The sequence below is a fragment of the Rhodococcus qingshengii JCM 15477 genome (assembly GCF_023221595.1).
Taxonomy (GTDB): Bacteria; Actinomycetota; Actinomycetes; order Mycobacteriales; family Mycobacteriaceae; genus Rhodococcus_F; species Rhodococcus_F qingshengii.
In genome coordinates this window covers 6,291,522-6,303,608 of sequence record NZ_CP096563.1, presented here as the reverse complement: position 1 = coordinate 6,303,608, position 12,087 = coordinate 6,291,522, and the positions used below count along the sequence as shown (strand labels likewise).

The following is a 12,087-nucleotide window of genomic DNA, read 5'->3' as shown; positions in this document are numbered from 1 at the left end:
GCCTACCGTGCCAAGAATTGTGGATACGCTTCGGCGACAGAAAATTTTGAACACCATGTTCAATGGGTAAGTGTCCGAAGATGTTACAGATCAGCGGGTAGTACTTGTGGGGGCCGCTGCTTGCGACCGGTACCGCCGCGGGCTGATTCCGAATTCCGCCTTGAAGGCTCGACTGAAGGCGGCCAGGTCGGTGAATCCCCAGCGGTGAGAAATCTGGGTCAGCGACCGCTCTACTCCGTGTCGTTGCACGATCTCACGACGGCAACCGTCGAGTCGACGGCTGCGAATCGACCGTGACACCGTCGTGCCGTGTTCGGCGAAGGCTCGGTGCAACTGCCGAATGGAGACTTTGACCGATCCCGCGATGTCCACCGGAGACAGGGCCGGGTCTGCGATGCGGGCGTCTATGACCGACAGGGCGGATTCGTAGAGGCTGGTTCGCCGCGAGGTGATCGGTCGCGCAGTTGTGTGAAGAACGGACTTGACCAGGTTGCCGATCTCGTTGACGACTTCCTCTTCGTCTCCGCTTGCGTCGGACGTCATGCGGACGGAGGCAAGATCGTGAAGAAAGCGACCGAGCAGGCCACTCAGGCCCGCGTGTCCGTCGAAGGCGATGGCGGTCAGGCTCGTGACCTCCGCGTCGCTGAGCGACAGGTACGACCGTGGCCAGGTGAACACCTCGAGTCCCCAGATGCCGTCGTGTGCGTGTCCCTCGATCTGCCAATCGAAGGGGCGCGTGGTGTCGTACAGGACGTAGTCGCCACGTCGCAGGACGCATTCGCGGTCGTCTTGGCGCACTACCGCGCTACCGCGGCGGATCATCCCGATCTGCAGATAGTCCGCGCCGTCGCTTTTGATGAGGCTGTTGCTACGGACTATTCGTTGTTCCATCGATTGAACTGCGGATACCCGAACGTGTGCGAGTTGGGCCGAGTGGACGGCCCCGCTGAATCGATCGCCGTCTCCGATATCGGATACGTCGAGCGCGACAAAATGCTCGCGCAACAAATCTGCCCAGTCGCCCGTGAGAGTCGTGCGTGTGGGCAGGGAGAAGCCGGATCGCGCGAGCATTGCAGGGCGCCTCCTCGCAGAAAAGCCGAAGTTCTCGGGTGCTCGATGTTCAGAGAGTAATCCCGCACATCAGACATGTCGATAGAAGTCGACATGTCATCGCGTCGGGAAGAAATTGTTTGCCATACAAACAACGCCGAGTTATTGTTTGTCGCACAAACAAGTAGGAGTTCGTGATGGCCACCGAGGCAGTTCCCGCAGCGCGCGCGACGCGTGAGTCGGGCAAGCAGACGCGCATGGCGCTGTTCAACGCCGCAACCGAGCTGTTCCTCGAGCACGGCGACAGCGTCTCCATCGCGCAGATCTGCACGGCCGCCGGCGCCCATCCCAACCAGGTGACCTACTACTACGGCTCAAAAGAGAAGCTCTTCGTCGAGGTGGCGTGCGCGGCCGTTCTGCGCGCAGGCAAGCGTGCCGAGGTCGATGCCGCCGACGCCGACACGGTCGGCGACTACACCAAGAAGCTGGTCGGATCACTCCTCGGCTCGGGCGCTCCCAGTGTCGAACTGTTCGTGGAAGCGATGATGATGACGGGTCGTCGTGGTGAACTCCGCGATCTGATCTCCGAGACGCTTCGCACTCTGCATTCCTCGGGCGAAACCGCCCTCCTCCGTACCTTGATCCGCACCGGCTGGCAGCTGCGCGCGGGCATCGACGTCGAGTCCAAGGCCTTCTGGTCTGCGATCTTCGGCCTCGTCATCCAGAAGACTGCCACCGGCGAGAGCTTCGGCTACTCCCTCGAGGAGGCGGTTGCCGTCATCTTCGCCACCCTCCAGATACCCGACGCCGTACTCAACAGCTCGATGGAATGAACTCTCTTCGAGCGTGATTCTCCGACAAGGACTTCGATGAATATCGTTCGCGTATTCGACAGCAACGTCACCAAGACCCCGGACAAACCCTTCCTGATATTCGACGGTCACGATCACACGTACTCCCAGGTTCAGGACGGAAGTCGACGCGCCGCAGGCTATTTGCAGTCGCTGGGCGTGCAGCCGGGCGACCGCGTCGCGCTGATGTGTTACAACACTCCGGGATTCGTGTACGCGATGCTCGGTGCCTGGCGCTTGGGCGCCGTCGTGGTCCCCATCAACCACAAGATGCAGACTCCGGAAGTTGCCTACGTGCTGGGACACGCGAAGGTGTCGGTGTGCGTCTTCGACGGTGAGTTGGCGCCGGTTGTCGGTCGACTGGAGACAACGGCCAAGCTGATCAGCACGGACTCTGTCGCAGACGGTTTCGACTTCTTCGACGACGCCATCACCCGCCAGGACGGCGTTGACGGTATCGACATCGACGAGAACGATCCGGCCGAAATCCTCTACACCTCGGGGACTACCGGCTCGCCCAAGGGCTGCGTCCACAGCCACCGCAACGTCGTCGGTGTTGCCGTCACCGCGGCCCTCGCCGTGTCGACGACTCGGGACGAGCGACTGCTCATGGCCGTCCCGATCTGGCACGCTTCCCCGCTCAACAACTGGTTCATGTCCACGCTCTACATGGGCGGAACCGTCGTGCTGCTGCGCGAGTACCATCCCGTCAAATTTCTGGAAACAGTTCAGGAACAACGCATTACCCTCTGCTTCGGCCCGCCGGTCATCTATACCACCGCACTCAACCTCGTGCCGAACTTTGCCGACTACAACCTCGGAAGCGTTCGTGCGTGGTTGTACGGCGGGGGACCGATCGGCGCGGATGTCGCTCGGCGACTGGTGGAGTCGTACGGCACCACCGAATTCCGGCAGGTCTACGGCATGACCGAGACCGGGCCAGTGGGCACCGTGCTGTACCCCGAAGAGCAGTTGAGCAAGGCGGGCTCGATCGGCCGCGTCGCGCTGGCCGGCGTCGACCTGCGCCTGGTTGCCGATGACGGCACCGACGCGGAGCCCAATCAGATCGGTGAGATCTGGCTGCGCGCCGACACCGTCATGCAGGGGTACCTCGACGACCCCGCTGCCACGAAGGCTGCATTTGCCGACGGCGGTTGGTATCGCACCGGCGATCTGGCGCGCAAGGATGCGGACGGCTACCTCTTCATCGTCGACCGCGCGAAGGACATGATCATCACGGGCGGTGAGAACGTCTACTCCAAGGAGGTCGAGGACGTGATCTCCGGCCACCCGGACGTCGTCGACGTCGCCGTTGTCGGAAAACCCAACGAAGAATGGGGCGAGACCGTCGTCGCGCACGTCGTCTGGCGTGAACCGGATGTCATCAGCGCCGACGACATCAAGGACTACCTCTCGGACAAGTTGGCGCGCTACAAGATTCCGCGTGAAGTGGTGTTCGCGACGATTCTTCCGCGTACACCGACCGGCAAGATCCAGAAGCACCTCATCCGCGCAGCGAGCTGAAAGGCCTGTCATGACTGATATTTCCGAGAAGACCGTCACCCACCCGGCTCCGCATCGCACCCATGCAGTGCTCAACCAGTCGGTACCGCGCACGGACGTCAACGAGTTCCTGCTCGATACGGTCCTGGCCGAAGGCGTCGCGCGTCACGACGCCGATTGGGCCACAAGCGAACTCACCGATATTGGTGAACTGGTTGGCAGTGCTGGATTCCAGCACGACGCCGAGCTGGCCAACACGGTGATCCCCGAATTGAAGACCTTCGATCGCTGGGGAAACCGCATCGACGAGGTCGAATACCATCCGTCGTATCACCGGATCATCTCTGCTGCCGTTGCGCACGGTGCTCACACCTCTGCCTGGGCTGACCCGAAGCCGGGTGCCAACGTGGCTCGGGCCGCGGCATTCATGCTGTTCTCCCAGGTCGAACCGGGCCACGCGTGCCCGATCTCCATGACGCACGCCGTGATCCCCTCGCTCGAGCTGCAACCGGACGTGGCCGCTCTCTGGACGCCGCGAGCCCTTTCTCGGAGTTACACCCCCGAGTTGGATGCTCCCGGAAAGGCATCCGCGATATTCGGAATGTCGATGACGGAAAAGCAGGGCGGCTCCGACGTGCGAGCCAACACGACCATCGCCAAGCCGGCCGGACGTGGCGGTCCGGGTGCGGACTACCTGCTCACCGGACACAAGTGGTTCTGCTCCGCGCCGATGTCCGACGCGTTCCTGGTTCTTGCTCAGGCCGAAGGTGCTGCCGGTGAGGGACTTTCCTGCTTCCTTCTCCCCCGCATCCTGCCCGACGGCACACGCAACGTCTTCCGTATCCAGCGTCTGAAGAACAAGCTGGGCAACAAGTCCAACGCGTCGTCCGAGATCGAACTCGACGGCACCGTCGGCACCATGATCGGCGAACCGGGTCGTGGCGTGCGGACCATCATCGAAATGGTGTCCCAGACGCGACTCGACTGCATCCTCGGCAGCACGGCAGGTATGCGTCAGTCGGTCGCCGAAGCGGTGTGGCATGCACGGCACCGCAGCGCTTTCGGTGCCGTCCTGGCAGATCAGCCGGCGATGACCTCGGTGCTTGCCGATCTGGCTCTCGAATCCGAAGCCGCCACCATCACCGCACTGCGATTGGCTCGCGCGCAGGACGAGGACGCGGACGAGCAGGAAAAGGCGTTCCGCCGACTCGCGACGGCTGTTGCGAAGTACTGGATCTGCAAGCGCGGCCCGCACCACTCCTACGAAGCCCTCGAGTGCCTGGGCGGCAACGGTTACACCGAGGACTTCCCGCTTGCCCGTCGCTACCGTGAGCAGCCCGTCATGGCCGTGTGGGAGGGGTCGGGCAACGTCATCGCGCTCGACGTCCTGCGCGCGATGACCCGTGAACCCGACTCCGTTGCCGCCTTCGACCACGAGATCAACCTCGCCCGCGGCAACAACCCGGTCCTCGATCAGCACCTCGATCGGGTACGACGCCAACTCGGTGAGCTCGCCACGATGGCACCTGCCGACGCTCAACTCCACGCTCGGACCGTCGTCGAGGCTATGGCGTTGGCACTGCAGGCTTCGCTCATGGTGCGCCACTCCCCGGCCGCCTCGTCCGATGCGTTCATTGCCGCTCGCCTCGGCGCCGACCGTGGTCACGAGTACGGAACTCTGCCTGTGGGAACAGATTTCGCCGGAGTTCTCGCGAGAGCCTAAGGCTGCTCCCTCAGTACCCTGGTGACGGTGTGTACTGCCGGCGTCGGATTGTTGGGTCGCCATGCCATCGCGATTTTCAGCGTGGGCGTGGCCCCGGCGATCGGCAGGTACACGACCCCGTCCATGGACAGATGCGCCGTCGACTCCACGACGACGGCGATCCCGACCCCCGCTCCGACCATGGCCAACAGGCTGTACGGATCGGGGGCTTCGTGTGCGATGGTGGGCGTGAAACCTGCTGTGGCGCAAACGGACAACGTTGCATCGCGCACCACCGAGCCGTGCTCGGCGGGATACATCACGAATCGCTCGGTTGCCAGGTCTTCCGGTGACACCGAGTCATGCGTACCGAGGTGATGCCTGGCCGGAACCGCGACCATCAAGGTTTCCTCCCGCACAGTGTGAGTCTCGAATCCGCGCGGAATGGGCAGGCCGACTATGCCCATGTCCAGTGCTCCGCGTCGGAGAGCGTCGAGCACCTCACCCGAGTACATCTGCGGCCGTAGTTCCAGTTCGATTCCCGGATGGGAGTCGGCCAAGGACCGTGTGAGGGCCGACAGGACGGTGTAGCCGCCTGTTCCGCCGAAACCCACTGTGACACGGCCCGTCTCGCCAGTCGACGCGGCCGATGCGATTTCTCGTACCACGGCGATCTGCGCTTCGATGATCCGTGCGGGCGTGACCAAGGCTTCGCCGGCGGCTGTCAGTTGCACTGATCTGGTGGTCCGGACGAACAGGTCGGTACCCAGTTCACGCTCGAGCCCCCGAATGGTCTGGCTGAGCGGGGACTGCCCGATGTGGAGTCGCTCGGCGGCCCGGCCGAAATGAAGTTCGTCGGCGACTGCGAGAAACGCGCGCAGTTGACGCAGTTCCACGTCGCTCCTCCCGGGTTTCATTATGTGGTTCTCCCACATAAATAAGTCGAACTAAGTCTTGGACTCTACATGGATTTCGGACGATAGTGATTCACGCCTCACATTGCATCCCTTGGTGATGCCCGACGCGAGAATCAGGGAGAACCGTGGATCAACACCCAGGTCAAGACACCAATCCGCCTGAATACAACACCAAACAGGCACGCAAGGCCGGAATCACGGCGTTTGTCGGAACGACCATCGAATGGTTCGACTTCTACATCTACGGAACCGCATCCGCCTTGGTGCTCGGCCCGCTGTTCTTCCCGGATGCGTCGCCGGCGGTGGGGACACTCGCAGCCTTCGCGACTTTTGCCGTGGGATTCGTGGCTCGTCCGGTCGGCGGAGTGGTGTTCGGTCATTTCGGAGACAAGTTCGGTCGCAAGAACGCCGTGATCATCACCCTCGCGCTCATGGGCTTGGGAACTGTCGGTGTCGGCCTCCTCCCTACGTACTCCCAGATCGGGATCTGGGCGCCGATACTGCTTGTGGCACTGCGTGTTCTCCAGGGCATCGCCATGGGCGGCGAATGGGGTGGCGCCGTATTGATCGCCACCGAGTTCGCTCCCCCGAAGAAAAAGGTGCTCTACGGTGCGTTTGCGCAGCAGGGTTCACCGGTCGGCAACCTGCTCGCGACGCTGGCCTTCCTCGGCCTGACGTTGATGTCGGATTCCGTGTTCGAGTCGTGGGGTTGGCGTCTGCCGTTCCTCGGATCCGCAGCTTTGGTGATCGTCGCTCTCTACATCCGTCTGCACATCTCCGAGACACCCGAGATGAAGAAGGCTGTTGCGGCACAAGAGCGTACACGGATGCCGCTGGTCGAAGTGTTGCGGTCGCATCCCGTCGAACTTGCCCTCGGCGTCGGCGCTGTGGTTGCCGGTGTTGCCATCACGTACGTCAAGACAACCTTTGCGCTCTCTTGGGCGACAACGGATCTCGGCTTCGAGCGTAGTGACTTCCTCCTCGTGATCACCGTGGCACTGGTAGCCCAGGCGCTCGTACAGCCTTTCGGCGCTGTGCTGGCCACGCGGATCGATCCGTCGAAAGCGGTCCGTTGGATGCTGCTTCCGGAGATCGTGCTCCTACCACTGATGTTCGTGCTGGTTCAGACGGGCTCCGTGCCCTTGGCGATTCTGGGTATGGTCCTCGCGACGGCGCCTCACGCAATGTATTACGCCGCGTTGGCCGGCATCCTGGCGCAGGTTTTCCCCACCAATGTTCGGTATACCGGCATCTCTCTGTCGTACCAATTGTCGACCGCCATTTTTGCCGGAACGGCCCCGATGGTCAGCCAGTATCTGCTGACGCGAACCAACTCGATCTGGCCGGTCGTAGCTCTAGGGCTCGTGTATGTCGTTCTCTCCCTTGTCTGTATGACTGCATTGTTGCGCAGGAGTGCGCTGCACGGGCAAGGGCTGGAGTCGACGAGCTCCTCGAACATGACCGATGCTTCCACCCTGAAAGGCGTTGACCACTGATGAACTTTGCACACACCGACCCCGCTCTGACAGCGGTAGTGGACAGATGGACCGCCGGGGCGGACCGAGAGACGTTGAACGGATTGCTCGACCGACTGGGCCGAGATGCAGCCGGCCGTTTGTCCGAGCTTGCCGACATCGCAGACAAGAACCCGCCGGTGCTGCAGCAATTCGACAAGGCCGGTGACCGCGTCGACCGGATTTCCTATCACCCGGCCTACCTGGAACTGTGCCGGGCGGCGTACAACGAGTACGGCCTGTCCGCCATGTCGCACCGAAAAGGGTTGCACGGATGGGACTCCGTGCATCCGCCACTCGCGAAGTACCTCGCGTCGTACATCTTCGTGCAGGCAGAGTTCGGGCTGGCCTGCCCGGTGTCGATGACAGATGCTGCTGCGCGGACCCTGCGTATGTTCGGTGATCCGGCCGTGTTCTCGCCCTGGATCGACGCGTTGACGTCGACGGACCCCGAGCAGGCGAAGACGGGTGCGATGTTCATGACCGAGATTCAGGCAGGCACCGACATCGCCTGCACCGAAACACGCGCCGAGCGCGACGGTGACGGATGGGTTCTGACGGGCAAGAAGTGGTTCGCCTCCAACCCGGATGCCGATGTGATCATCACCCTCGCGAGATTCCCGGGCGGACAGGATGGTTCGACGCGTGGAGTCGGAATGTTCATGGTGCCCAAGACCTTGGGATCCGGCGAGCGCAACAACCTCACGATCGATCGTCTCAAGGACAAGCTGGGTACGCGTTCCATGCCGAGCGGCGAGGTGACGCTGAACCGCGCGCACGCACTCCAGGTCGGCGAACTCGATCGAGGATTCCGCCAGATGGCGGAGATGGTCAACACGTCTCGCCTGTCCAATGCGATGCGTTCGAGCGCTCTCATGCGCCGAGCAGTCCGCGAAGCCGTCGAACATTCGAAGAGTCGAGTCGTGTTCGGTAAGAAGCTCTTCGACCAGCCGCTGATGCGGGCGACGCTTCTTCCCCTTGCACTCGATGCCGAGGCTTCGCTGGCCCTGGTCGCGTACAGCGCACAGTGTCTTCAGGCAGCAGACGGCGGCGACGAACAGGCGCGCGCACTGATCAGGGTGCTGACACCGATCGCCAAACACTTTGTCTGCAAACGCGCGCGGGTGGTCACCGGCGAGGCCATGGAGGTGCGCGGAGGAAACGGCTACATCGAGGAATGGGCCAACGCGCGACTAGTGCGGGATGCCCACTTGGGCTCGATCTGGGAGGGCTCGAGCAATGTCATTGCGCTGGACGTACTTCGGTGCCTACGCAAGTTCAACTCGCACCGCACGGTCGCGGAAGCGATGACGGACATCTTGTCCACCGTCGGACCGGATTGCGAAGCCGGGGCCGGAGTTCTGTTGCGGCGCTGGGAGGAACTGGTAGAGGAAGGAGATCGTCTGATCTCCGGATCTGACGATGCCGCGCAGGCTGCGAGTGCAAGGTACTCCGACGAGTTGGCTCGTACCGTCATGGCGACCCTGCTCTTCGACCTTGCGGATCACGGCATCCGACACGGTAATGGGTACCGGTCACTGCTGGTGGCGAATTCCTACCTGGCCGGTCTTGTGGGGAAGGTGCCGTCGGCTGCACTCGGCAATCTCGACGTGATCACCGACGGCGGTGACGTCGAGCTGGATGATGCACGTGACGTCGTAGCCGAGTTCCTCTCCGTAGCAGGAGGTCAGCGGTGAATTCTCCAACAGGACCCACACCCTTGGCTGGTGTCCGCGTGCTCGATCTGTCGAAGATCCTTGCCGGGCCGTACGCAACCATGTCGCTTGCCGATCTCGGTGCCGACGTCACCAAGATCGAACACCCTGAAGGCGGCGACCCCACGCGTTCGTGGGGGCCTCCCTTCGTCGGGGTCGATGCCGCCTACTATCTCGCGATCAACCGCGGTAAGAAGTCGGTCACGATCGACCTCAAGTCCACCGAAGGACAGGAGATCATCCACCGTATGCTCGAAGAGACCGATGTGGTCGTGGAGAACTTCAAGCCGGGCAGCGGATTACAGAAGATCTTCGACTACCAGGCGCTGTCCGAGCGATACCCGCATCTGATCACCTTGCACATCTCTGCCTTCGGTGAAGAAGGACCGCTGCGCGACGAACCGGGGTACGACATGATCGCGCAGGCCGCGGGTGGGCTCATGTCGCTCACCGGTGAACCGGGTGGTGCTCCGATGAAATCCGGGTTTGCGTTGGGAGACTTGGGCGCAGCGCTGTTCGGACTGGTCGGGGTGCTGGCTGCATTGGTCGAGCGAGGCCGGACCGGACGCGGACAGTACGTGACCACGTCGCTGTACGAGTGCCAACTCGCGATGCACGTGAATTGGGCGACCAGTTACTTCGCCACCGGTGAGCGCCCGACTGCGTTGGGCTCAGGTCATCCGAATCTTGCTCCGTATCAAGCATTTCCTGCCAGCGATGGGTACTTCGTCGTCGCTGTCGGCAACGACGCGATGTGGGCGTCGCTGGCCGAGGTCATCGGAAGGAGTGAACTGGTCACCGATCAGCGTTTTGCCCACAACCGCGACAGGGTGGAGAACCGCGAGAGTCTGGAACGAGAACTCACCAGCGCCTTCGCACCGGAGACCGTCGAACACTGGTGCGCTCTTCTCGCCGAACGCGCCGTACCGGTCTCACCGATCCGGCATCTCGACGAGATCTACTCCGATCCCCACACTGCCGCGCTCGGCATGGTCGGAACCGTCGACCATCCGACGCTCGGACCGTTGAAGCAAGTGGCCTTTCCGGTCAACTTCTCCGGCCAGAGGCCACGTCTGACGTCGGCGCCGCCCGTTCTCGGCGCCGACAACGACGAAGTCCTTGGTACCGCTCAGGCCAGCCCGCTCAACGCAGGCGGCGTGTTGTCGTCGCGCCAACCGATGGCCTCGGCAAGCGTCGTGAGGTCGTAGTCCGGTCCGCTGACGCCGACGGTGAAGAGCGAGACACCGTCGGCGACCAGGTCAGCAGCATTCTCGAGCCCAGGCCACGGAACCGAGTGCTCTACTTCCAGCGGGTTCCGGCCCACGTCGGCGCAATGGTCGGAGAGGATGTCTGACTTGCGAAGGTGTGTCTCACGGTCGCCGAAGCTGTGCCAGACGTCGGCGTACTCGGCGACCAGGCGCAGGGTCTTCTTCTCGCCGCCACCGCCGATGAGGACCGGGATGTTGCGCGTCGGCGGCGGGTTGCCCTTCGCCAGGCGGCCCGTGATGCGGGGGAGGTATTCGCCCAGCAGTTTCAGCCGTGAACCGGGAGTGCCGAAGTCGTATCCGAACTGGTCGTAGTCCTTCTCGAACCAGCCGGCACCGATACCGAGGATCAGGCGCCCACCGCTGATGTGGTCGACGGTTCGCGCCATGTCGGCCAGCAGATCCGGATTGCGGTAGCCACCACCGGTGACCAGGGCGCCGATCTCGACGCGTTCGGTCTGCTCGGCCCAGGCGCCGAGCATGGTCCAGCATTCGAAGTGTGCGCCGTCGGGATCGCCGGTCAACGGGTAGAAGTGGTCCCAGTTGAAGACGATGTCCACCCCGGCGTCCTCGGACCGCAAGACGGCGTCGCGTATCAACCCGTAATCGGGTGCGTGCTGGGGTTGGAGTTGAACACCGATGCGTACCGGACGAGTCATGCCACGCTCCTGACGAGAGGAATGGTTGTCTTCTCCCATCATGGCCGGGTGTGCGCGGTACCGCTACCGCCGCCGTCGGTGACGGGTTTGCCCGATCTTGTGCCCACCCCTTTTCGAGCGAACGGTACTTTCGGCGCCTTAGATCGACTGAACGTGCCGTTCGCTCAAACAGGGGGGCAGTCAAAGGGGGGGGCAGGCAAAAAAGGCGGCAGTCAACAGAGGGGGCGGGTAAAAACAGGGGTGGTCTGCCCACAGCAGACAAGCGGGGCCGCGGCACTGCCGCGCCGGTAGGAATGGATTCATGACTACTGAAGCTCCCACCGATACCGGCTACCGTGACCTGTTGACAGACAGGCTCTTCCGACAGCGAACCATTCTGCTCACCGGCGAGGTCAACGACGCCATGGCCGAACGTGTGTGTTCGGAACTGGTGCTCCTCGCCACCACCGACCCCAAGCGCGACGTCGTGCTCTACATCAATTCACCTGGCGGATCGGTGTTTGCCGGTCTGGCCATCTACGACACTATGAAGCTCATCCCCAATGACGTCGTGACGGTCGCGATGGGCTTCGCCGCCAGCATGGGCCAGGTGCTCCTCTGCTCCGGCACCCACGGCAAGCGAATCAGCCTGGCGCACAGCCGCATCATGATGCACCAACCTTCGGCGGGTATCGGTGGCACTGCGGTGGACATTGCGATCCAGGCCGAGAGCCTCGAGCTGATGAAGCGTCAATCGCAGGAAATCCTCGCCGCCGAAACGGGCCGGACCGTCGAAGAGATCGAGACCGACAGCGATCGGGATCGCTGGTTCACCGCCGAGCAGGCGCGCGAGTACGGAATCGTCGACCGCGTCGTGACGTCCTTCGCCGAGATAGCACCGCAAGCCACCTTCCCCAAGATCGGATTGTGAC

Annotated in this window: 10 protein-coding genes; 7 read left to right on the top strand and 3 right to left on the bottom strand. The window is 62.8% G+C overall.

The features are described 5' to 3' along the window. Window positions 1-90 precede the first annotated feature (90 nt). Window positions 91-1,071, bottom strand: coding sequence for a helix-turn-helix domain-containing protein (locus M0639_RS29115; RefSeq protein ID WP_047270147.1), 981 nt, complete (start codon window positions 1,069-1,071; stop codon window positions 91-93). A 176-nt stretch (window positions 1,072-1,247) separates the two neighbouring features. Between M0639_RS29115 and M0639_RS29110 the strand changes: the two genes are divergently transcribed. From M0639_RS29110 to M0639_RS29100, 3 genes are read left to right on the top strand one after another with little or no spacing between them, the layout of a single operon-like run. Beyond that, window positions 1,248-1,883 carry a TetR/AcrR family transcriptional regulator C-terminal domain-containing protein gene (locus tag M0639_RS29110; RefSeq protein WP_054801726.1) on the top strand — a complete coding sequence of 212 codons (636 nt, stop codon included), beginning with the start codon at window positions 1,248-1,250 and terminating at the stop codon, window positions 1,881-1,883. A gap of 36 nt (window positions 1,884-1,919) precedes the next feature. Beyond that, window positions 1,920-3,425 (top strand): class I adenylate-forming enzyme family protein, encoded by a 1,506-nt coding sequence (locus tag M0639_RS29105; RefSeq protein WP_064075481.1) that lies wholly within the window; start codon window positions 1,920-1,922, stop codon window positions 3,423-3,425. 10 nt (window positions 3,426-3,435) lie between these two features. Continuing rightward, window positions 3,436-5,127 (top strand): acyl-CoA dehydrogenase family protein, encoded by a 1,692-nt coding sequence (locus tag M0639_RS29100; protein WP_064075480.1) that lies wholly within the window; start codon window positions 3,436-3,438, stop codon window positions 5,125-5,127. Here the strand turns inward: M0639_RS29100 and M0639_RS29095 are convergent. Beyond that, on the bottom strand, window positions 5,124-6,002 hold the full coding sequence (locus M0639_RS29095; RefSeq protein WP_064075487.1) for a LysR family transcriptional regulator: 879 nt from the start codon (window positions 6,000-6,002) through the stop codon (window positions 5,124-5,126). The two genes, M0639_RS29100 and M0639_RS29095, sit on opposite strands and share 4 nt — an antisense overlap. Window positions 6,003-6,148: 146 nt before the next feature. Here M0639_RS29095 and M0639_RS29090 point away from each other — a divergent pair, with 146 nt between their 5' ends. From M0639_RS29090 to M0639_RS29080, 3 genes are read left to right on the top strand one after another with little or no spacing between them, the layout of a single operon-like run. Next, complete coding sequence (locus M0639_RS29090) at window positions 6,149-7,519, top strand: MFS transporter (RefSeq protein ID WP_064075479.1); 1,371 nt, start codon at window positions 6,149-6,151, stop codon at window positions 7,517-7,519. Further along, a complete protein-coding gene (locus M0639_RS29085; protein WP_064075478.1) occupies window positions 7,519-9,234 on the top strand; it encodes an acyl-CoA dehydrogenase family protein in 1,716 nt (571 codons plus the stop codon). Before M0639_RS29090 ends, M0639_RS29085 begins: the two co-directional genes overlap by 1 nt. After that, window positions 9,231-10,460 carry a CaiB/BaiF CoA transferase family protein gene (locus M0639_RS29080; protein ID WP_064075477.1) on the top strand — a complete coding sequence of 410 codons (1,230 nt, stop codon included), beginning with the start codon at window positions 9,231-9,233 and terminating at the stop codon, window positions 10,458-10,460. The genes M0639_RS29085 and M0639_RS29080 overlap by 4 nt, the downstream gene beginning before the upstream one ends. On the opposite strand, the gene M0639_RS29075 is transcribed toward M0639_RS29080, so the two are convergent. After that, window positions 10,382-11,176, bottom strand: coding sequence for an LLM class F420-dependent oxidoreductase (locus M0639_RS29075; protein ID WP_030537640.1), 795 nt, complete (start codon window positions 11,174-11,176; stop codon window positions 10,382-10,384). The two genes, M0639_RS29080 and M0639_RS29075, sit on opposite strands and share 79 nt — an antisense overlap. A 301-nt stretch (window positions 11,177-11,477) precedes the next feature. On the opposite strand from M0639_RS29075, the gene M0639_RS29070 reads away from it, so the two are divergent. Beyond that, on the top strand, window positions 11,478-12,086 hold the full coding sequence (locus tag M0639_RS29070; protein WP_007735229.1) for a ClpP family protease: 609 nt from the start codon (window positions 11,478-11,480) through the stop codon (window positions 12,084-12,086). Window position 12,087 lies beyond the last annotated feature (1 nt).

Bases quoted from the DNA above. Each gene is read 5' to 3' on its own strand.
- M0639_RS29115 (WP_047270147.1), bottom strand. From the start codon at position 1,071: ATGCTCGCGCGATCCGGCTTCTCCCTGCCCACACGCACGACTCTCACG.
- M0639_RS29110 (WP_054801726.1), top strand. From the start codon at position 1,248: ATGGCCACCGAGGCAGTTCCCGCAGCGCGCGCGACGCGTGAGTCGGGC.
- M0639_RS29105 (WP_064075481.1), top strand. From the start codon at position 1,920: ATGAATATCGTTCGCGTATTCGACAGCAACGTCACCAAGACCCCGGAC.
- M0639_RS29100 (WP_064075480.1), top strand. From the start codon at position 3,436: ATGACTGATATTTCCGAGAAGACCGTCACCCACCCGGCTCCGCATCGC.
- M0639_RS29085 (WP_064075478.1), top strand. From the start codon at position 7,519: ATGAACTTTGCACACACCGACCCCGCTCTGACAGCGGTAGTGGACAGA.
- M0639_RS29075 (WP_030537640.1), bottom strand. From the start codon at position 11,176: ATGACTCGTCCGGTACGCATCGGTGTTCAACTCCAACCCCAGCACGCA.
- M0639_RS29070 (WP_007735229.1), top strand. From the start codon at position 11,478: ATGACTACTGAAGCTCCCACCGATACCGGCTACCGTGACCTGTTGACA.